Genomic DNA, 21148 nt, shown 5'->3' on the forward strand with positions numbered 1-21148 from the left:
CCACCGCCCACACGCACCCCGACCCCGCCGGGTTCAGGCGAGCGACACCACGACCGGCCCACCCGCCCGATCGACCCGGGCCGTCCACCCCGCCGGCAGCCGCAGCGACCGGGACGGCGACACCGGGCGGGGGATCCGACGGCGCCACAGCAGACGGTCGTCCTGACGAACAGTCACCGACGGCCAGGCCAGAGGCTCCCCGGACCGGAGCAGCAACGGACGCCCGGCGGCGCCCGTGAGACGGTTCGGTGTCACCCACACCAGCGGGGCCCGCACGACCAGGAGCGGGCCCGGCTCCGGCCAGGGCGTCCCCGCCAGATGCGCCAGGACCGGCGGCGCGGCGGCGGCGCCCTCCGAGGCCGCCGTGGCGGCACGTTCGACGCCGCGCAGCGCGTTGCCGACCGCGAAGACGCCCGGTGTCCCCGTGCGGAAGGACGCGTCCACGCCGGGGCCGCGGGTGCCCGGGTCCAGGGCGACGCCGCCGCGGCGGGCCAGTTCGTGGTCGGGGATCCAGTCGCCGGTGAACACCACCGTGTCGCAGGCGAGGACCGCCGACCTGCCGTCCCGGTGGCGGACGGCCACGCCCGACAGGCGTTCCCTGCCGCGCAGTTCGTCGACGGTCGTGGTCGTGAGCAGCGGCACTCCCGGGAGGGCGCGGGCGCGCGGACGGTCGGTGACCATCGCCACCACGTCCGCGCCCGCGCGCCGAAGGGTGCGCACCGCGTGCCGGGCCACCGGCTCGGCGCCGACCACCACGGCCCGCCCGCCGACGGTCCCGCCGTACAGGTGGACCCACTGCTGCAACTCCCCGGTGGTGAAGACACCCGCCGGACGGCACCCCGGTACCAGGCGGGCGCTGCGGGGACGCTCACGGGCGCCCGTGGCGAGGACCACCGCCCGGGCCGTGATCCGCTCCAGGCCCGCCGGGCTCGTGGTCTCCAACGTCAGCGGGCCCGCCCAGCCGGTGGCGCTGACGCCGGTCCGGACATCGGCCCCGGCTCTCACGGCCTGCGCCGTCAACTCCCGTGCGTACGAGGGGCCAAGCAGCCAGGGACGGAACGGCCGCGCACCGTCCCAGCCGAGGCCGAGGCCCCGGTGGCAGTGGCGGGGCGCCCCGCCGGCCTCCCCCTCGCGCTCCAGGACCTCGATGCGCCCGGCGCCCGCGCCGGCGAGACGGGCGGCCAGGGTCAGCCCGGCGGGACCGGCCCCGACGACCAGGACGTCGACCGCGCGGTTCACCGCCGGACCTCCTCGAACAGGGCGCGGACGGCGGCGCCGCAGTGGAAGCCCTGACAGCGGCCGCCCCGGGCGCGGGTACGCCGGCGCAGTCCGTCGGGCGAGGCGGGCGGGATCGTCGACGCGAACGCGTCGCGGATCTCCCCGCGGGTCACGCGCTCGCAGTGGCAGACGATCCTGCCGTACTCCGGGTCCGCCTCGATCATCCGCGCGTCGCGGTACGGACGGGGGAACGCCTCGCCCAGGTTCGGCATCCGTACCGGCGCCGGCTCGCGGGCGCCGGTCACGGGCAGGCCGCCGTCGGCGAGCAGTTCCACCACGTGGGCGGCGATCGCCATCGAGGCGGTCAGACCCGTCGAGCGGATCCCGCCCACGGTGACGTACCGCTGCGCGGGGTGGGCCCTGATCGCGTAGTCGTCGTGCTCGGTGGCGGTCCGCAACCCCGCGTACACGGCGGTGACCTCCTCCTCCAACAGCGCCGGCAGGATCCGCCGGCCCTTCTCGCGCAGCAGTGCCAGTCCCTCGGCGGTGGATCCGGTGGCCGTCTTGTCGTCCAGGTCCTCGGCGGTCGGCCCGAGCAGCACGTTCCCGTACACGGTCGGCGACACCAGCACCCCCTTGCCGAGCGCACCCGGTACCGGCAGCAGGATGTGCCGGACGAGGTCGCGGGCGAGTTCGTCGAACACGATCAACTGGCCCCGGCGCGGCGTCACGGTGAAGTCCGCGTGGCCGAGGAGCCGGTCGATCCCGTCGGCGTACAGGCCGGCCGCGTTGACGAGGTGGCGGGTGCGCAACGGTCCCCGAGTCGTCGCGAGGATGTGCGGGTCCCCCGGAGCGATCGACCGGACACGGCAGTCGAGGTGCAGGTCGACGCCGGCGCGGACCGCCTGCGTGGCGTACGCGAGCGTGGTCGTCCAGGGGCAGATCACGGACTCGCCCGGTACGTCGAGCGCCCCCCTCACGCCGGGCCCGAGACGGGGTTCGCGGGCGCGGACCTCCTCGGCCGGGATGATTCGGGCCGCACGGTAGCCGTTGCGCACGGCCTTGTCGGCGAGGCCCGGCAGCGCGGCCCACTGCTCCGCGTCCCAGGCGACCAGGAGCGCCCCGAGGGGTTCGACCGGGATGCCGCTCTCGGCGGCGTACGCGGTGAGCAGCCGCTGTCCGTCCCGGACCAGCCGGGCTTCGAGGGAACCGGGCACCGCGTCGAAACCGGTGTGCAGGATGGCGGTGTTGGCCTTGGACGTGCCGGCGCCGACATCGTCGGACGCCTCGACCAGCGCGACGCGCAGGGGGAGGCGGGCCAGTTCGCGGGCGATCGCCGCACCCACCACGCCCGCCCCGACGACCGTCACGTCGTAGGCCGCGACCGGCAGGGCGCCCCGGGTGGTGACGCTCATGCCGGGCCGTCTCCGAGCAGCGCCGACACCGCGGTGCGAAACCGTGCGCGGCGCTCGGCGGCCTGGTCGGCGTCGCCCCTCGGCTCGTAGACGGCGGCCGGCTTCCACCGCGGGACGACCTCGCGGACGGTGAGCGACGGATCCAGACCGAGCCGGGCGACCGCGCCGACACCGAGCGCCGTGGCGTCGGGCAGCGCCGAGACCTCCACGGGGATCCGGAGCAGATCGGCCTGGGCCTGCATGAGCAGCGCGGAACGGGTCAGCCCGCCGTCGACGCGCAGGGACGTGAGGGGTGTGCCCAGATCGGTGGCGACCGCGTCCGCGAGTTCCGCGACCTGGGCGGCGACGCCGTCGCACAGGGCGCGCACCAGGTGCCCGGCCGTGGTGTCGAGGCCGAGGCCGGTGACCGATCCCCTCAGGTCGCCCCGCCACCAGGGGGCGGCGAGCCCGGCGAGCGCGGGCACGAAGGTGACGCCCCCGGAGTCCGGGACGCCGCCGCCCACGGTGTCGATGTCCTCGGCGCCCGAGATCACGCCGAGGTCGGTCAGCCAGCGCACGGCGGACGCGGCCGTGTACACCTGTCCGTCCAGGCAGTAGTCGGTGCGTCCGGCGATCCGCCAGGCCACACAGCCGACCAGGCCGCAGGTGCTGCGGCGGGGGAGTGGGCCGGTCTGCGCGAGCAGGAACGCCCCCGTTCCGTAGGTGCACTTGGCGGTGCCGGGTTCGGTGATGCTCTGGGCGAGGAGCGCCGCCTGTTGGTCGACGAGCAGCCCCGTCAAGGGCAGTTCGGGCCCGAAGGCGTCGGTGGTGCCGACGAGGGTGTCCGCGTCGACGATCTCCGGCAGCCGCTCGTCCGAGAGGTCGAAGGCGCCGAGTGCCTCGTCCGACCATCGAACGGTCTCCAGGTCCAGCAGTTGGGTACGGCCCGCGGTCGCCGCGTCGGTGACGAACGCGCCGGTGAGACGGTGTACCAGCCATGCGTCGCTCGTCGTCACGACACCGGCCCGGGTCAGGTGACGGCGTATCCAGGCCATCTTGGGGGCGGCGAAGTACGGGTCGAGCGGCAGTCCCGTCCGCTCCCGCAACCACGTGGCGTGCGCGGCGAGTTCGGAGCAGAGGGGTTCGGCGCGCCGGTCCTGCCAGACGATGGCCTCGGTGAGCGGCTCACCACTCGCCGGATCCCAGGCGAGGACCGTCTCCCCCTGGTTGGCCAACCCCACCGCCACCACGGGCTCACCGGCCGCCGCCAGTGCGGCGCGCCCGGCTTCGACCACCGACTCCAGCAGCTCGAAGGGGGCGACCTCCACCCGCCCTCCCGGCAGGTGGCGGGGGCGTACGGGTGCGGAACCCGAGCCGATGACCCCGCGGATCGGGCAGATGACGAGGGCCTTGGTTCCCGAGGTGCCCTGGTCGACCGCGAGCACCGGTCCCGTCATCACCGCTCCGTTCCCGGGGTCCACCCGATTGATCTCCGGACGCTTGATCGTCGGTCGGAAGCCTCCACCAGCGGACGTCACCCGTCAAGATCCGCCGGCGACCCGCGCGGGGTGGCTGACGCAAAGTCATATGTTCCCGGTGACTTGATACTTGCGGTCGATCAAGTTTTCCGATGCGCATCCGTTCACTCGTTCTATAGTGATCGCCGATGAACACGACCACCACACATCGCCCCCGACCCCGCGTCCCGTCGACCGGGACGAGGTGATGGCGGGCGGAGACTTCCGGCCCGTCTACCACCCCGCCGGCCACGACAACGAACTGCGTCTCGCCGTTCAGGATCTGCGCACCGGTCGCTGGGTGTCGATGGAGCGGTTACTCGAGCGGACGGACGGGTGGGGGCTGTGGACCCAACGCACCCAGGTCCTCGCCGCCGTCGCCGCCGGAACCGACGTCGTCCAGGCGTGGCGCACCGAGCAACCACGAAGCCTCGCGGCGACCGTGATGCACACCCGGGTCACCGTCGAGCGCGCCGTCCGCGCCCACCGCGCCGGACACCAGCGCACCCACGAACTGTGGGAAGAGGCCTGGCAGGCCTGCAACGCCACCGCCACCCTCAGCCCCGCCGACCCCGTGCCGTGGATCTGCCTGCTCGCCCTCGCCCTCCTCGACGAGCACCACCAGATGGACGAGCACCGCCTCCCGCCTCCCGGCCCGATGCTGCCGACGGGACCCTGGGGCATCCTCGCGGAAGCGGACCGGCGGGACCCGTACAACCGCGAGGCGTACCACCGGATGCTCCAGTTCGTGTACGCGCGCACGGCGCGACCCCTCTCCGACGCGGCCAACTTCGTGCACTGGGCGGCCGGTTCCGCTCCGCCCGGGTCCGCCGTCCACGTGCTGCCGCTCTACGTGCGCGTCGAGCGCTACCGCCGTGAAGACGGCCAGGACAGGGCCCTGGACCTGCACTGGGTCGCCGAGGACGCCGTCCGCGACGCCGGCCACGCCCTGGACGTCTGGTTCCGCCACGCCGACCCGACCCACGCCTCCCCGCTCGATGTGAATCACCTGGCCCACGCCCTGTGGGGAGCCCTCCGGTTCGACGACGCGGCCCGGGTCTTCGACGCGATCGGCCGGTACTGGACCACCCTGCCGTGGGCGTACCGCACCCGCGCCCCGTCCGACCCGGCAGCCGCCGAGGAGGTGTTCCTGCAGGCCAGGTCCCGCAGCCTGGCCGGCCGGGACTGAACCACCCCTGCGGCACCGCTCCCGCGACGCCCCCGGGCCCGCTCCCCGCGCCCGACCGTCCCCGCGCCCCACCGTCCCCGCGTTCCACCACCCCCGGAGGTACCGCCATGTCCCGAACCGCATGGGAATCCCGCCAGGACCGCAAGGCAGCCCCACCCCGACACGACGAGGAGGAACGACTCAGGGAACTGGGCTACCAGCCCGTCCTCGCCCGCCGCATGGGCGGCTTCGGCAACTTCGCCATCAGCTTCTCGGTCATATCCGTCCTCTCCGGCTGCATGACCCTGTACGGATTCGGCCTGGGCACCGGCGGCCCGGCCGTGATGCTGTGGGGCTGGGTCGGCGTCGGTCTCTTCGTGCTCTGCGTGGGCCTCGCCCTGGCCGAGGTGACCAGCGCCTATCCCACGTCGGGGGCGCTGTACTACATGGCCGACCGGCTCGGCGGACGCCGCTGGGGTTGGTACACCGGCTGGCTGAACCTGCTGGGTCTGCTCGGCGCGATCGCCGGAATCGACTACGGCGCCGCCCTGTTCACCGGAGCCTTCCTCAACCTCCAGTTCGGCTTCGTGCCGACCGCCGGCTCCACGTTCCTGATCTTCCTGTGCATCCTGCTGCTGCACGCCACGCTCAACCTCTTCGGCGTCCGCCTCGTCAGCGTGCTCAACTCCATCAGCGTCTGGTGGCACCTGGCCGGTGTCGCGGTGATCGTCGGCGCCCTGGCCCTCGTCCCCGACCACCACCAGTCGGCCTCGTTCGTCTTCACCGAGTTCGTCAACGACACCGGCTGGGCCAACCCGTTCTACGTGGCGGCGGTCGGCCTGCTGCTCGCCCAGTACACCTTCTCCGGCTACGACGCCTCCGCGCACCTCTCCGAGGAGACCTCGAACGCCTCCGTCTCCGCCGCCAAGGGCATCGTCCGGGCCATCTGGGTCTCCTGGATCGCCGGATTCGCCCTGCTCGCGGGGCTCACCTTCGCCATCCAGGACTACGCGGCCGTCCAGAACAGCGCCACCGGCGTCCCGCCCGCCCAGATCTTCCTCGACGCCCTCGGCACCGGTGGCGCCACCGCCCTGCTGCTCGTCGTCATCGTCGCGCAGCTCTTCTGCGGCAACGCCGAGGTCGCCGCGGCGAGCCGGATGGTCTTCGCGTTCAGCCGGGACAACGCCCTTCCCGGCTCAGCGCTGTGGCGCAAGGTCAGCAGCCGAACCCAGACGCCCGTCCCGGCGGTCTGGCTGTCGGTCGTCGTCGCGGGCGTGCTCGCCCTGCCGTCCCTCTACTCCGCCACCGCCTACGGCGCCGTGACCGCCATCAACGTCATCGGCATCACCCCGGCCTACGCCATCCCGATCTATCTGCGACTCCGCGCCGGCGACCGGTTCGAGCCCGGCCCGTGGAGCCTGGGCCGCTGGAGCAGGCCGATCGGCTGGATCGCCGTCGTCTGGGTGGCCGTCGTCACCGTCCTGTTCTGCCTGCCGCAAAAGTCCCCGGTCACCATCGACTCGATGAACTACGCGGTGATCGCCCTGGCGGTGGTGTTGGTGCTCGCCAGCGTGTGGTGGTACGTCGCCCGACGCTCCTACGGCACCCCGTCGGCCTACGGGAACGCCCGGGAACAGGCGGAGATCGCCGAGGACATCGTCTGAGCGCGGGACACGGAACCCGCGTCGCCCGGCCACCGGATGGTGGCCGGGCGACGCGGGCGGGATGAAGCCACGCTTCGCGTTCCGTGCGGACCGTTCAGGCGACCACGATGTTCTCGGCCTGCGGCCCCTTCTGCCCCTGGGTCACGTCGAACGTCACGGCCTGCCCCTCGGAGAGCTCCCGGTAGCCCGAGCCCGCGATGTTGGAGTAGTGGGCGAACACGTCCGGCCCGCCACCCTCCTGGGCGATGAAGCCGAAGCCCTTCTCCGAGTTGAACCACTTCACGGTGCCACTGGCCATGCTGAACATCCTTCGTCCACACGGGGAACCGGCCCGGTCGGGACGGCCCCGAAGCGCGGCGCCGCCGGGCTTCGGCAGCAGGACTACCCCGATCCGCGCCCGCGTACGCCAGGCGGGAAGCCTCCGTTCGGCGGCACGTCAGGTGGAGTCGCGACCCCTGCGGGCGGGCGCGCCGTTCGCCGGCGGGTACCCGGGACGCGCCGGTACCGGCGGCCGCAGCGACGGCGAGGGCAGCGGCGGCAGGGCCGGCTCGTACAGCCAGGTCGCGAACAGGTCGTCGACAGGTTCGGCCGCGTAGCGGCCCACGTGGCCGATGAAACCCGCGGTCGTCACCACGCCGTGGCGGTGCGCCGCCGCCCAGTCGCGCAGCATGCGGAAGAACGCGCCGTCGCCCAGGGCGCAGCGGACCGCGTGCACGGCCAGACCCCCGCGCTGGTACAGGCGGTCGTCGAACATCAGCTTGCGGCCGGGGTCCGCCAGGGTGAGGTCCTGGGCCTGCGAGGACAGCAGCCGGTGCGCGCCGAGGGCCAGCGCGTGCGCGGTGCGGCCGCCGGAGTGCTCCGACCAGAGCCATTCCGCGTACTTCGCGAAGCCCTCGTTCAGCCAGATGTGCCGCCAGTCGGCGATGCTCACGCTGTTGCCGAACCACTGGTGCGCCAGCTCGTGGGCGACGAGCCGCTCCGACCCGCGTGCACCGTCCACGTGGTTGGCCCCGAAGAGGGACAACCCCTGGGCCTCCACCGGCACGTCCAGCTCCTCGTCGGCGACCACGACCGCGTACTCGCCGAAGGGATAGGGCCCGAACAGCTCCTCGAACAACCGCATCATCGCGGGCTGCCGGGCGAAGTCGCGGGAGAAGCGGGGCAGCAGGTGGGCCGGTACGTGGGCGGTCTGCGGCACCCCGCCGAGCCCGGGGTCGCCGAGCAGCACCGTCTGGAACGCCCCGATGGCCAGGCCCACCAGATAGCTGGAGGTCGGCGCGGACTGCTCGTACACCCAGGTGGTCGTGCTGGCCTTGGTCGTGCGGGTGAGCAGCCGACCGCCGGCCACCACCGTGTAGGCGGACGGCGTGTTGACCGAGATCTGGTACGAGGCCTTGTCCGCCGGCCGATCGTTGCACGGGTACCAGGAGGGCGCGCCGACCGGTTGGCTGGCCACCAGCGCGCCGTCCGTCAGCTCCTCCCAGCCGATGCCGCCCCAGGGGCTGCGGACCGGCTTGGGATTGCCCGCCCAGTGCACCTCCACCGTGAAGGCGGCGCCGGCGGCGAGCGGCTTTGCGGGACGGACACGCAGCTTCCCGCCGCGGTGGGCGAAATGCGGCGCCCGGCCGTTCACCAGGACCCGGCCTATCCGGAACTCGGCCAGGTTCAGGTGGAACTCGGAGAGCGGCGCCCGGCCGGCGATCGCGCTGAGCCGGGCCGTCCCGGCGAGCCGGTTGGGGCCGGGACGGTACTCCAGAGCGAGTTCGTAGCGGTGCACACGGTAACGGGGGTCGCCGTTGGCCGGAAAGTACGGGTCGGACGCCGCTGTTCTCTGGCCGCTCATGCCGCTTCCGCTCCCTGCGCTGTGCTCGGGCCCTCTCAGGTCCGCCACGCCTCGATCGGGTTGCCCAGCCAACGGGTGTCGGCGGGGACGGATTCCCCGGCCATCACGAGGGAGGCGGGACCCAGTGTGCTGTGGGCACCGACCGTACTCCCGGGCAGGACGATGCCGCCCGGCCCCAGGGTGGAGCCCTCACGGAGGACCACAGTATCCGTCCTCAAGATCCGGTCGTGGAAGAGGTGCGTCTGCAACACGCAGCCGCGGTTCACACTGACCGCGTCGCCCAACGTCACCAGGTCCATCTCGGGCAACCAGTAGCTCTCGCACCACACGCCCCGGCCGATCCGGGCACCGAGCGCGCGCAGCCACAGCGCCAGCACCGGCGTTCCGGGTACGGATCCGGCCAGCCACGGCACGGCCAGCACCTCGACGAAGGTGTCGGCCAGCTCGTTGCGCCACACGAACCCGCTCCACAGCGGGTGCTCCCCCGTCCGGTGGCGCCCCACCAGCAGCCACTTCGCGGCCACGGTGACCCCGCACGCGGTCACACCGGAGGCGAGCAGGACCAGACCGGACAGCAGTGCCGTGCCCGCGAGTCCCGGACCGCCCGCCGTGCCCAGCGCGCACAGCGCCGCCACCGTCAGCACGGCCAGCGCCGCCGAGCAGAACACCGGAACGATGCGGCACAGCTCCACCAGGCCCCGCGCCCACAGCAGCCGCGCGGGCGGGTCGTAGGTCCGGCTCTGATCGGCGTCCGCGGTGGACCGGGGCAGCCGGACCGGCGGCAGGCCCAGGTACGAACTGCCCTTCTTGGCTTTCTTCGGGGTCGCCGACAGCACGCCGACCAGCCCGCCGTCCGGCACCGAGCGGCCCGGCGCGGTCATGCCGGAGTTGCCGAGGAACGCCCGGCGGCCGATCTCGGAATGCCCGATCCGCATCCAGCCGCCACCCAGTTCGTACGGGGCGGTCAGGGTGTCGTCGGCGAGGAACGCGCCCTCGCCGACGGTGGTCAGACTCGGCAGCGCGAGCACCGTGGACACCTCCGCGCCCCGGCCGATCCTCATGCCCAGCAGCCGCAGCCACACCGGAGTGATCAGCCCGGCGTACAGCGGGAACAGGGTCTCCCGGGACAGGTCCATCAGCTGGGTGACCGTCCACGCCTGCCAGCCGATCCTGCCGTGCGTCGGATGCGTACCCGTGCGCAGGCCCAGGCTGAGCAGCCGTACGGACACCAGCAGCAACAGCGCGTACGCCGCCCCGAACGCGAGCGCCCCGGGCACCACGGCGAGCAGGGCCCCGCGCAGCGCCGCGAGGAGCCCGGCGTCGGCCGGCACGAACCGGCCGACCACGAGCAGGGCGGGCACGGCGGCGAGCACCGGCAGGGCCGTCAGGCCGAATCCTGCCGCCCCGTATGCCGCGCGCCACCGCAGCCCGCGCGGCGGGCGTTCCCGGGGCCAGTTGCGCTTGGCCTTGCCGAGCTTGACGGCGGGAGCCCCCGCCCAGCGCTGGCCGGTAGGAACCTGTCCGGCCACGGCGGAACCCGGGGCGACCTCGGCCCGCTTGCCGACCCGCGCACCCGGGAAGAGCAGGCTGCGGGTGCCGACCACCGCGCCCGCGCCGATCCTCACCGGGCCGATCTCCAGCCGGTCCCCGTCCAACCAGTGCCCGCTGAGGTCCACCTCGGACTCCACGGCGCAGCCGCGGCCGAGCTTGAGCATGCCCGTCACCGGCGGCAGCGAGTGCAGGTCCACCTCGGGCCCGACCTTGGCGCCGAGGGCGCGCGCGTAACGCTCCAGCCAAGAACCGGTGAGCGAGGTGGCACCGGCGCACTCGGCGAGCCGCTCGGCCGTCCACAACCGCAGGTGCACGCTCCCGCCGCGCGGATGGCGCCCCGCCTTCACCCCGCGCAACAACAGGCGCGCGCCGCCGGCCGCGATCGCCAACCTGCCCGGCGGGCTGAACAGCAGCGCGGCGCCGACGACGACCCACCACCACGAGGCGGTGGGCGCCCACGGATAGGGGCCGAACAGGTGCAGCACGTTACCCATGGCCAACAGCGCCACCGTCCAGCGCAGACCGACGAGCGTGAACAGCGGGAGCAGCAGCAGCGACTGCACCACCTGCGAACGCGGCGGAACGGGTGCGACGACCCGGGCCGCGTCCTCGTCCCGCACCGACTTCTCCAACCGGCGGGCCAGCTTGCGCAGGGTGGGCTGCTGGTAGATGTCGAGGACGGCCGCGCGCGGGTAGCGGGTGCGCAGACGCGTGGTGAGCCGGGCGGCGGCGAGGCTGTTGCCGCCGATCGCGAAGAAGTCGTCGCCGGCCCCGGTGACGGTCACCCCCAGGGTCTCGCCCCACTGTTCGGCGAGCCAGGCCTCGGTGCCGTACAACTGCTCGACCGGCCCGGTGGCCCGCGTCTCGGGGAGCGGCCACGGCAGCGCGTCCCGGTCCACCTTGCCGGAGGTGCGCGTCGGCAGCTCGGGAACGGGCGCGAGCAGCGGCACGAGGGCCGCGGGCAACTCGGAGCGCAGCCGCTCGACGGCCGCCGCCTGGTCCCAGCCCTCCTGGATGACCAGATAGCCGACGAGGAGTTGGTTCCCGCCGCGGGCCGTGCGCACGGCGCAGGCCGCGCCGGCGACGCCGGGCAGGGCCTGGAGCGCGGTGTCCACCTCGCCCAGCTCGATCCGCCGGCCACCGAGCTTGATCTGCTCGTCGCCACGGCCGAGGAAGACCAGCCCCTCCGGTTCGGCGCGGACGAGGTCGCCGCTGCGGTAGGCGCGCGGCCAGCCGAGGGACTCCAGCGGGGCGTACTTCTCGGCGTCCTTCGCCGGGTCCAGGTAGCGGGCCAGCCCGACCCCGCCGATGACGAGCTGTCCACTGCCGCCCATCGGCACCGGTGCGCCGGACTCGTCGACCACGGCCAGTTCCCAACCGTTCAGCGGGAGGCCGATCCGGATCGGTTCCTCGCCGGTCAGGAGCGAGGCGCAGGCCACGACGGTGGCCTCGGTGGGGCCGTACGTGTTCCAGACCTCACGACCCTCGGTGACCAGGCGCTGGGTCAGCTCGGGCGGGCACGCCTCCCCGCCGAAGATCAGCAACCGGACGTCGGCGAGGGTGTCGGGCTCCCAGAGCGACGCGAGGGTGGGGACCGTGGACACCACGGTGATGTCCTGTTCCAGCAGCCAGGGGCCGAGGTCGGCGCCGCTGCGCACCTGGGAGCGGGGGACGGGCACCAGGCACGCGCCGTGGCGCCAGGCCAGCCACATCTCCTCGCAGGACGCGTCGAAGGCGACGGACAGCCCGGCCATGACCCGGTCGCCGGGCCCGATCGGCTCCTCGGCGAGGAAGAGCGCGGCCTCCGCGTCGACGAACGCGGCGGCGCTGCGGTGGCTGACGGCGACGCCCTTGGGCTTGCCCGTGGAACCGGAGGTGAAGATGATCCACGCGTCGTCCTCGGGTCCGGGACGCGCGGCGGGTGCCCGCGGAACCCCGGCGAGCGCCTCCGGGGGCCCGGTGACCTCGACGCGTTCCCCGGCGCCCAGCACCGCCCGTACCCCGGCCTCACCGAAGACCAGCTCGGCCCGCTCGTCCGGGTCCTCGGCGTCCACCGGCACGTAGGCGGCGCCGGCGGCGAGCACGGCCAGGACGGACACGTACAGCTCGTTGGTCCCGGACGGCACGCGGACGCCGACCCGGTCGCCGCGCACGACCCCGGCGGCCACGAGGCCGCGCCGGCGACGCTCGACCTCCACGGCCAGCGCCCGGTAGGAGAGGCGCACGGAGCCGTCGTCCAGGGCGAGTTCGTCGGGGTGCGCACGCACGGTGGCGTCGAAGACGTCGACGAGGGTGCGCGGCGGGGCGGCGGGCCCGGTGGCGAAGAGGGCGGACTTGCCGGACTCCTCGGGCCCGTCGGACCCCTCGGACCCCTTTCCGTCCCCGTCGTCGAGCAGAGTCAGTTCACCGCGGTCAGGTGTGGCTGCCATCGGCCCTCACGTCTCGGTCCCGGAGTGTCCCGGGTCGCCGGCGGAGCCCAGGTTTGCCCGGGTTGTTCCGGCCCAGCACCAAACAACCGGCCAGTCTAGTGGGCGTTCGAGAAACCTCTCGTCGAAGCCTTGCGTGTGGCGCGGAAGGGGCGGTAAGGGCGGTAGGGGCGGCGAACGCGATCTCGTCGTGCCGCTGCGTCCATACCTGTCCTCAAACCCGCCAACCATTCGGTGTTCAGCGAACTTTTAGGGCATTCTGGGAACATGAACGACGTACCGGCCGGAAGGCCGACCGATGCCCCCGACCCCGCGGCGCGCCTGGCCTCCCTCGCCGCGGCGCTGGCCGACGAGACGCGGGCCGCCATCTGCATGACCCTGCTCGAAGGGCGTGCCTGGACCGCCGGCGAACTCGCCCGGATCACCTCGGTCGCGCCGTCCACCATCAGCGGCCACCTGGCCCGGCTGCTCGACGCGGGGATCTGCGTCACCGAACGCCAGGGGCGCCACAGTCACGTGCGGATCGCCGACGCGGCGACGGCCCGCCTGGTGGACGAACTCGCCTCCCACGCCGTCCCCGATCGGGACGCCGCGCACGCCGTGCCCGTCGTCTCCGCGCCCGACCCGCTCGCCCGGGCCCGGACCTGCTACGACCACTTCGCGGGGCGCCTCGGGATGGCGGTCACCGACGCCATGCGGGAGCGCGGGCTGCTGCGGATCGAGGCGGCCTTCGAGCTGACCGACGCGGGACGCGAGTGGTGCGGGCGGGTCGGCGTGGACCTCACCCGCGCGGGGCGCCGGCCCCTGGCGAGCTCCTGCCTGGACTGGACCGAGCGGCGACGTCACCTGGGCGGCCTCGCCGGGGCGCGACTGTGCGGGCGGGCGCTTGAGGAGCGGTGGGTGGTCAGGCCGGCCAACGGTGGGCGGGGGCTCCTGGTGACCGGCGTGGGGGAGGGGGCCTTCGGGGAACTGCTGGGTATCACGGCGGACGCGTGGGCCTGAAGTCGGCCGCGGGCGTCGCCGCGATCGGGCGCGCGACCGTGAGCGGACGTACGAAGAACGCGGACGCACGAGCAATTCGGAGCCGAACATTTCGGTGGACGCCGAAGTGTTTGCCGCCTAGGGTGCAGCCATGACCATGAAGACCCGTCCGAGTGCGCTCTCGCCCGCAGTCCTCACCGTCGGCGCCGTCTGCTTCACGGTGTTCGCCTGGGCCTCCGCCTTCGTGTCCATCCGCAGCGCCGGCGCCGCCTATTCCCCCGGGGCCCTGGCTCTCGGCAGGCTGCTGGCCGCATCCCTGGTGCTCGTCACCCTGCTTCTGATCCGGCGGCAGGGGCTGCCACCGCGCGGAGCCCGGCGCGGGGTCCTGGTGTCCGGGCTGGTGTGGTTCTGCGGCTACACCATCGCGCTGAACTGGGGCGAACGGCTCGTGGACGCGGGTACGGCGTCCCTGCTGGTCAACACCGGCCCCATCCTGATGGCCCTGCTCGCCGCCCGCCTGTTGGGCGAGGCGCTGCCGCCGAGACTGCTGGCGGGCATGGCCGTCTCCTTCGTCGGCGCGGTGGTCGTCGGCCTGTCCATGTCGTCGGGCGGCGACGGATCCACCTCGGTGCTCGGGGTCGCGCTGTGCCTGCTGGCCGCCGTGGCCTACGCGACCGGTGTCGTCGCGCAGAAACCGGCGCTCTCCTTCGGGACGCCCTTGCAGATCACCGCGTACAGCTGCCTGATCGGTGCCGTGGCCTGCCTGCCCTTCGCCGGGCAACTCGCGACGGAGCTTCCCGAGGCACCGCTGTCCGCGACGCTGAACATGATCTACCTGGGCGTGGTCCCGACCGCGCTCGCCTTCATCGCGTGGACGTACGCCCTGGCCCGGATGCCGGCCGGGAAGCTGGGCTCGACGACGTACGCCGTTCCGGCCGTCGTGGTCCTGCTGAGCTGGGCCTTCCTGGGCGAGGTGCCCGCGTGGCTGACCCTGCTCGGCGGGGCGCTCTGCCTGGCCGGCGTGGGAGTGGCCCGCAGCCGTGCGCGCACCGCGACGCCCACCGAGGCGCGCACCGCCGCGTAGCCGCCGTAGAGGCATCCTCAACCCCCGCCCATGTGAAGGGCGTTGACAAAGTCGTCATCTGCTAGAAACCTGTGGCGCCATGACCGCATATTGGCGATCGGATCACTCAAAAACTAAAGAATGCTCCGCAAGTTCACGGCAGGACGGCCCGCGGGCCTGCTGACGTCCCACGCTCGGCTCTCCGGCCCGGTGCACCGGCACCGGGGCCGTCCCCCATGGAACGAGGACAGCATGAGATGGATGCAAGGCGGCCTGCGCTCGCCGGCCGGCCTGCTCGTGACGCTGCTGATGGCCGTCGGACTCCTGCCGGCCACGCTCGCCGCCGCCGCGGGCGGGCCCAATCTCGCCCTCGGCAAGCAGGTCACCGCGAGCGGATCCCTCGGCGGATACGCGGCCTCCGCGGTCACGGACGGCAACCAGGGATCGTACTGGGAGAGTCCGTCCGCCTTCCCGCAGTGGCTGCAGGTGGACCTCGCAAGGAACGTCTCCGTCGATCAGGTGGTGCTGAAACTGCCCGCCTCGTGGGAGACGCGCACCGAGACGCTGACCGTCCAGGGCAGCACGGACGGAAGCACCTTCACCACCCTGTCGGCCTCCTCCGGGCGCGAGTTCAACCCGGCCCGGGCCAACACCGTGACCATCGGCTTCACCGCCGCGACGGTGCGCCAGGTACGGGTGGGCATCAGCGGCAACACCGGTTGGGGGGCCGCCCAGATATCCGAGTTCGAGGTCCACGCCGCCGACGGAGGCGGCGATCCGGGCGACCCCGGAGACCCGGGCACCCCGCCGACGGGCGTGAACCTGGCGAGGAGCAAGCCCATCGAGGCCTCCTCCACCACCCAGACGTACGTCGCGACCAACGCGAACGACGACAGCGTCACCAGTTACTGGGAAGCGGCCGGCCAACAGTCCACGCTGACCGTCAGGCTCGGCTCCAACGCCGACGTCACCGGCGTGGTCCTCCAACTCAATCCCGACCCCGCCTGGTCCACCCGAACCCAGAGCGTCGAAGTGCTGGGCCGCGAGAGGTCCGCGACCGGATTCACCTCGCTGCGGCCCCGCGCCGACCTCGTGTTCAGCCCCGCCGGCAACCAGAACACCGTGACGCTGCCCGTCACCGGCCGACTCGCCGACGTCCAGCTCAAGTTCACCGGCAACAGCGGCGGCGGCGGAGGGCAGATCGCCGAGTTCCAGGTGATCGGCGCTCCCGCCCCGAACCCGGACCTCACCCTCACCGACCTGTCCTGGTCACCCGCCGATCCCTCGGAGAGCGACGCCGTCACCGTGGGCGTCACGGTCCGCAACGCCGGCACGGTCACCTCCGGCGCGACCACCGTGAACGTCAACCTCGAAGGGGCGCTCGCCGGGAGCGCCCCGGTCGGCGCCCTCGCCGCCGGAGCCTCCACGACCGTTCCGGTCGCCGTCGGCAAGCGCCCGATGGGCAGCCACACCGTCTCGGCCGTGGTGGACCCCGACGACACGGTCCCCGAGCAGGACAACACCAACAACAGCCGCACCGCCGCCGCGAAACTCGTCGTCGGCCAGGCCCCCGGGCCCGATCTCGAGGCCCTCTCCATCACCACCAACCCGGCCGACCCGGCCGTGGGCGCGCAGGTCTCCTTCACCGTGACCGTACGCAACCGGGGTACCACGGGCGTGAACGCCGGCACCGTCACCCGACTGGTGGCGGGCACCACCACCCTGAACGGCCCCACCCCGGCGATCGCCGCCGGGGCAAGCGTCAACGTGCCGATCAACGGCACCTGGACGGCGGTCGGCGGCGGCGCCACCCTCACCGCCACCGCCGACGGGACCGGCCTGCTCGCCGAGACCAACGAGACCAACAACAGCTTCTCGCGCGCCGTCGTCGTCGGCCGTGGCGCCGCCCTCCCGTACACGGAGTACGAGGCCGAGGCGGGCACCTACACGGGCACCCTGCTGCGGACCGACGCGAAGCGCACCTTCGGCCACACCAACTTCGCCACCGAGTCCTCGGGCCGGGAGTCGGTCCGCCTGGCCTCGACGGGTCAGTACGTCCAGTTCACCTCCACCGGCGCGGCCAACTCGATCGTGGTGCGCAACTCCGTTCCCGACGCCCCGAACGGGGGCGGCGCCGACTCCACCATCAGCCTCTACATCAACGGCGCCTTCGCCCAGAAGCTCGACCTGTCCTCCAAGCACAGTTGGCTCTACGGCAGCACCGACAGCCCCGAGGGCCTGACCAACACCCCCGGCGCAGACGCCCGAAGGCTCTTCGACGAGTCGCACGCGCTGCTCGCCCAGAGCTACCCGGCCGGTACCACCTTCCGCCTCCAGCGCGACGCCGGCGACACGGCCGCGTACCAGGTCATCGACCTGATCGACCTGGAGCAGGTGGCGCCGCCGGCGCCCAAACCGGCCGAGTGCACGTCGATCACCGACTACGGTGCGATCCCGGGCGACGGCAACGACGACACGGCCGCCATCCAGAAGGCCGTGACCGCCGACCAGAACGGGCAGATCGCCTGCGTCTGGATCCCGCGGGGACAGTGGCGCCAGGAACAGAAGATCCTCACCGACGACCCGCTGAACCGCGGCCAGTTCAACCAGGTCGGCATCAGCAACGTCTCCATCCGGGGCGCGGGCATGTGGTACTCCCAGCTGTACACCTTGACGGCACCGCAGAACGCGGGCGGCATCAACCACCCGCACGAGGGCAACTTCGGTTTCGACATCGACGACAACACGCAGATCTCCGACATCGCCATCTTCGGATCGGGCACCATCCGCGGCGGCGACGGCAACGCCGAGGGCGGAGTGGGTCTCAACGGCCGCTTCGGCAAGAACACGAAGATCACCAACGTATGGATCGAGCACGCCAACGTCGGAGTATGGGTCGGCCGCGACTACGACAACATCCCGGCCCTGTGGGGACCCGGCGACGGCGTCCAGTTCAGCGGGATGCGCATCCGCGACATCTACGCCGACGGCATCAACCTCGCCAACGGCACCCGCGACTCGACCGTCTTCAACTCCTCCTTCCGGACCACCGGCGACGACGCCCTCGCGGTGTGGTCCAGCAAGTACGTGAAGGACCAGTCGGTGGACGTCGGCCACGACAACCACTTCCGCAACAACACCATCCAGTTGCCCTGGCGGGCCAACGGCATCGCGATCTACGGCGGTCACGGCAACACCATCGAGAACAACCTCATCAGCGACACCATGAACTACCCCGGCATCATGCTGGCGACCGACCACGATCCGCTGCCCTTCTCCGGACAGACCCTGATCTCGGGCAACGGACTGTTCCGTACCGGCGGCGCCTTCTGGGGCGAGGCCCAGGAGTTCGGCGCGATCACGCTCTTCGCGGCCAACCAGCCCATCCCGGGAGTCGTCATCCGCGACACGGACATCCACGACTCGACCTATGACGGGATCCAGTTCAAGACCGGCGGGGGAGCCGTCCCCGACGCCCGGATCACCGACGTGCGCGTCGACAAGTCCAACAACGGCGCCGGCATCCGGGCGCACGGCGGGGCGCGCGGCAGCGCGACCCTGTCGAACGTCACCATCACCGGCTCGGCCGCCGGGAACATCGTCGTCGAACCCGGATCGCAGTTCGTGATCAACGGCGGTTAGAGCGCGCCCGGTTCGGTCCGGCGATTGACGGCCGGGAAGGAGGCGGACGAGACGGTGCGGGCCCCCTCGATCGAGGGGGCCCGCACCGTCTCGTCCCGCGCATGCCTTGTTCCGCGCCGTCCCGTCCGGTCGGGCGGTGCGGTCAGCGCCTGCGGAGTCGGTCGACGAGTCGCCTCGCCTGCTCCCGCTTGCGCGGATCGGCGGCGGCACGGCGGACGGACGCCTCCGCCCGGACACCCTGCGGGGTGCGACGGAATTCCTTCAACTTGGCGAGCAGACCGGCCATGGTTTCCCTCCCGGATACGGAACCTCTACCCGCGTCTGCCCCGATGGCGGTCGACGATGCGCGCGATCCCGGCTCGGCACGGTCACCACCACCGTCCCGCCCGCGCCGGCGTCCTCACCGTGCGTCCGTGCGTTCACCCCGTGCGCTCCCGAGCCCGGACGCGGGTTCGCCCGCCGCCACGCCCACCCTGTCCGCAGCCGTGTCCGCCCGCGCTTCCCGCTCCTCGGCCGGCTCACCGTCCGGCGCCGCCGCACCACGCGGGTCGGCGCCGGCGTCGGCGCCGTGCCGCGCGCGGGGGAACAGTGTCCATTCCGCGAACCACCACGTCCCCGCGACGACCCCCGCCCAGAACAGTCCGGCCGCCATCGCCGCCGACCACGGCGCCAGTTCGTTCCACCTCTCCAATCCGGTGAACCCCACCCAGGCGGTGAGGAACACGGCTGTCACTCGTACACGTCGATGCCGGAACATGCGGCGCCCCTACCCCACGCGCCCCGCTCCACACCGTGGTCCGAGCGCCGCTCCCCACGTCGCCCCTCTCGTGGACGATCCCCCTCGCCACGCGCCGGGGTGTGGTTTGCCCTTCGAGCCGTCGGGCACGAGCGGCGGGGTCCGTCTCCTGCCGAGATCCGCTCTGAGGGGTTATGAACACCGTTCTGCGTCTACTGACCGTCATGGGCGGCTCGATCGTGCTCACGCTCGCCGTGGGCTGGCTCACCGATCTGCTGCTGCGCCGAGCCGACGCGCGCCACCCGGAGACACCGCTGTGGAACCGCCTGCGCCGTTGCCGGGTGTCCTTGCAGGTGTTCCTGCTGGCCGCTCTGCTCAAGGGGTCGTACCGGCAGATCGACTGGCGGCCCTTGCGGGAACACACCGGCGCCGTCAGCCAGGTGCTGTCCCTGATGTTGATCGGCGCCGGCGCGTGGTTCGTCGTCCACGTCACCTCCGCCGTGGTCGAGTCCTCGTACGCCCGCTACGCGACCGGCACCCGTGACCCCTCCCGGGTCCGCCGGGTACGGACCCAGGTCACCCTGATCATGAGGATCGTCACCGCGGTCGTCGCCGTCGTCGCGGCCGCCGCGATGCTGCTGACCTTCCCCGACTTCCGCGCCATCGGCACGTCCGTACTGGCCTCCGCGGGCATCATCGGCATCGTGGCGGGCGTCGCCGCCCAGTCCACCCTGGGCAACCTCTTCGCCGGCTTCCAGATCGCCTTCGGCGACATGGTGCGGATCGGCGACACCGTGGTCGTGAACGGGGAATGGGGCGTGGTGGAGGAAGTGACCCTCACCTACCTCGCCGTGCGCACCTGGGACGAGCGCCGCATCACCATGCCGGTCTCCTACTTCACGGGCCGTCCGTTCGAGAACTGGTCGCGCGGCGGGATCCAGATGACGGGGGCGGTCTTCATCCAATGCGACCACACCACGCCCTTCGCGCTGATGCGGGAGAAGCTGAAGGAGATCCTGGACGGGTGCGAGGAGTGGGACGGGCGCGGCTGGGACCTCGCCGTCACGGACACCACGGCCAGCACCGTCACGGTCAGGGCGATCGTCACGGCGAAGGACCCGGACGACCTGTGGACCACGCGGTGCGCGGTACGCGAGCAGCTCGTCGCCTGGTTGGCCGAGAAGCACCCCTACGCGCTGCCCCGCGTCACCACGTCCCCCGCGGCGGAGGCCTCCTGCGACCACTGACGCCCGGACGGGCGGTTGAACGCGCATGCATGTCGTGGTGAGGGTGGGGCAGACGGTTCGTCGGGGGCGAACCAGTGCCTCCGCCGGACGCTGACGCATTTTCAACGTGTTCCCGCCCTGGTCACAGGGCATTTGATGGTTACCGTCAAGAGTGCCCGAAGGGGGCTGCCCGTGCCAATCACCCATGAATTCGACAACGGCGTGCTGGTCATCCGTCTGAACGACGACCTGGACATCAGCAACCGCGGTGCGGCGCTCTGGGAACTGGAGGCCCTGCTCCGCGGGTACCGGCCGCGGCACCTGGTGATGGTGGTCACGGCCCCGCTGATCGGCCCGGCGGTACTGAGCACCGTGTTGCGGGCCGAACGCCGGTGCCAGGAACTGGGCGCCACCCTCAACGTGGTGGCCCCCGAGCGCGAGGCGCGGCGCCTGCTCCGTTCCCCCAGCCGGCCGCTCGTCCACGAAACGGTCGCGGAGGCCCTCGAAACCGCCCTCGAATCCGAGGAACGCACCGACACGGCGGCGGCCTGACACCTCGACAACCCGCCCTCGTCCGGGGCTGGGCCCGGCCGGCTCCGGTGGCGCGGCGCACCCCCGACACGCCCCCTCGAAGGGGTCGCGGTGTCGGGGGCGCACGCGCCGTCGCTCGCGCCTCACGCGCTCCCGCGCGCCGCTCACAGGGGCTGTTCGCGGGGCGT

At 72.7% G+C, this 21148-nt stretch carries 15 protein-coding genes; 7 read left to right on the forward strand and 8 right to left on the reverse strand.

Features of this window, described 5'->3' with window-relative positions; translation table 11 throughout:
• Positions 1 to 33: 33 nt before the first annotated feature.
• The 3 genes from ACIRO3_RS24880 to ACIRO3_RS24890 are packed head-to-tail and all read right to left on the reverse strand — an operon-like array spanning position 34 to position 4069.
• Positions 34 to 1239: an NAD(P)/FAD-dependent oxidoreductase gene (locus tag ACIRO3_RS24880; RefSeq protein WP_404140402.1), complete on the reverse strand. Its 1206-nt coding sequence runs from the start codon at positions 1237 to 1239 to the stop codon at positions 34 to 36.
• Positions 1236 to 2633, reverse strand: a complete 1398-nt coding sequence (locus tag ACIRO3_RS24885; protein ID WP_404140405.1) for an FAD-dependent oxidoreductase — start codon at positions 2631 to 2633, stop codon at positions 1236 to 1238. Before ACIRO3_RS24885 ends, ACIRO3_RS24880 begins: the two co-directional genes overlap by 4 nt.
• On the reverse strand, positions 2630 to 4069 hold the full coding sequence (locus ACIRO3_RS24890) for an FGGY family carbohydrate kinase (protein ID WP_404140408.1): 1440 nt from the start codon (positions 4067 to 4069) through the stop codon (positions 2630 to 2632). Before ACIRO3_RS24890 ends, ACIRO3_RS24885 begins: the two co-directional genes overlap by 4 nt.
• A 268-nt stretch (positions 4070 to 4337) precedes the next feature.
• Here ACIRO3_RS24890 and ACIRO3_RS24895 point away from each other — a divergent pair, with 268 nt between their 5' ends.
• Both ACIRO3_RS24895 and ACIRO3_RS24900 read left to right on the forward strand, forming a co-directional pair.
• The gene (locus tag ACIRO3_RS24895; RefSeq protein WP_404140794.1) at positions 4338 to 5318 is read left to right on the forward strand and encodes a hypothetical protein; all 981 of its coding nucleotides are present in this window, start codon (positions 4338 to 4340) and stop codon (positions 5316 to 5318) included.
• Positions 5319 to 5425: 107 nt separating this feature from the next.
• Complete coding sequence (locus tag ACIRO3_RS24900; protein ID WP_366001400.1) at positions 5426 to 6961, forward strand: amino acid permease; 1536 nt, start codon at positions 5426 to 5428, stop codon at positions 6959 to 6961.
• 94 nt (positions 6962 to 7055) lie between these two features.
• Here ACIRO3_RS24900 and ACIRO3_RS24905 read toward each other — a convergent pair whose 3' ends face one another.
• The 3 genes from ACIRO3_RS24905 to ACIRO3_RS24915 all read right to left on the reverse strand — a co-directional run bounded on the left by ACIRO3_RS24905 (position 7056) and on the right by ACIRO3_RS24915 (position 12784).
• Complete coding sequence (locus tag ACIRO3_RS24905) at positions 7056 to 7259, reverse strand: cold-shock protein (RefSeq protein WP_361786706.1); 204 nt, start codon at positions 7257 to 7259, stop codon at positions 7056 to 7058.
• Between the two features lie 138 nt (positions 7260 to 7397).
• Positions 7398 to 8804, reverse strand: coding sequence for a M1 family metallopeptidase (locus ACIRO3_RS24910; RefSeq protein WP_404140412.1), 1407 nt, complete (start codon positions 8802 to 8804; stop codon positions 7398 to 7400).
• A gap of 35 nt (positions 8805 to 8839) precedes the next feature.
• A complete protein-coding gene (locus ACIRO3_RS24915; RefSeq protein WP_404140415.1) occupies positions 8840 to 12784 on the reverse strand; it encodes a Pls/PosA family non-ribosomal peptide synthetase in 3945 nt (1314 codons plus the stop codon).
• 264 nt (positions 12785 to 13048) lie between these two features.
• Here ACIRO3_RS24915 and ACIRO3_RS24920 point away from each other — a divergent pair, with 264 nt between their 5' ends.
• From ACIRO3_RS24920 to ACIRO3_RS24930, 3 genes are all read left to right on the forward strand, one after another.
• The gene (locus ACIRO3_RS24920; RefSeq protein ID WP_404140418.1) at positions 13049 to 13783 is read left to right on the forward strand and encodes an ArsR/SmtB family transcription factor; all 735 of its coding nucleotides are present in this window, start codon (positions 13049 to 13051) and stop codon (positions 13781 to 13783) included.
• Between the two features lie 136 nt (positions 13784 to 13919).
• Entirely contained in the window at positions 13920 to 14846 is a 927-nt protein-coding gene (locus ACIRO3_RS24925) for a DMT family transporter (RefSeq protein ID WP_404140796.1), read from the forward strand.
• Between the two features lie 231 nt (positions 14847 to 15077).
• On the forward strand, positions 15078 to 18467 hold the full coding sequence (locus ACIRO3_RS24930) for a CARDB domain-containing protein (RefSeq protein WP_404140421.1): 3390 nt from the start codon (positions 15078 to 15080) through the stop codon (positions 18465 to 18467).
• A 142-nt stretch (positions 18468 to 18609) separates the two neighbouring features.
• Here the strand turns inward: ACIRO3_RS24930 and ACIRO3_RS24935 are convergent, their stop codons facing one another.
• Positions 18610 to 18753 (reverse strand): hypothetical protein, encoded by a 144-nt coding sequence (locus ACIRO3_RS24935; protein ID WP_361786692.1) that lies wholly within the window; start codon positions 18751 to 18753, stop codon positions 18610 to 18612.
• Positions 18754 to 18867: 114 nt separating this feature from the next.
• Positions 18868 to 19200 carry a hypothetical protein gene (locus ACIRO3_RS24940; RefSeq protein ID WP_404140424.1) on the reverse strand — a complete coding sequence of 111 codons (333 nt, stop codon included), beginning with the start codon at positions 19198 to 19200 and terminating at the stop codon, positions 18868 to 18870.
• A 197-nt stretch (positions 19201 to 19397) separates the two neighbouring features.
• On the opposite strand from ACIRO3_RS24940, the gene ACIRO3_RS24945 reads away from it, so the two are divergent.
• On the forward strand, positions 19398 to 20450 hold the full coding sequence (locus ACIRO3_RS24945; protein WP_404140427.1) for a mechanosensitive ion channel family protein: 1053 nt from the start codon (positions 19398 to 19400) through the stop codon (positions 20448 to 20450).
• Between the two features lie 171 nt (positions 20451 to 20621).
• Entirely contained in the window at positions 20622 to 20981 is a 360-nt protein-coding gene (locus tag ACIRO3_RS24950; protein WP_404140430.1) for a hypothetical protein, read from the forward strand.
• Positions 20982 to 21148: the final 167 nt, after the last annotated feature.

Source organism: Streptomyces sp. NPDC102278 (assembly GCF_044766345.1).
In the GTDB taxonomy this organism is placed as follows: domain Bacteria; phylum Actinomycetota; class Actinomycetes; order Streptomycetales; family Streptomycetaceae; genus Streptomyces.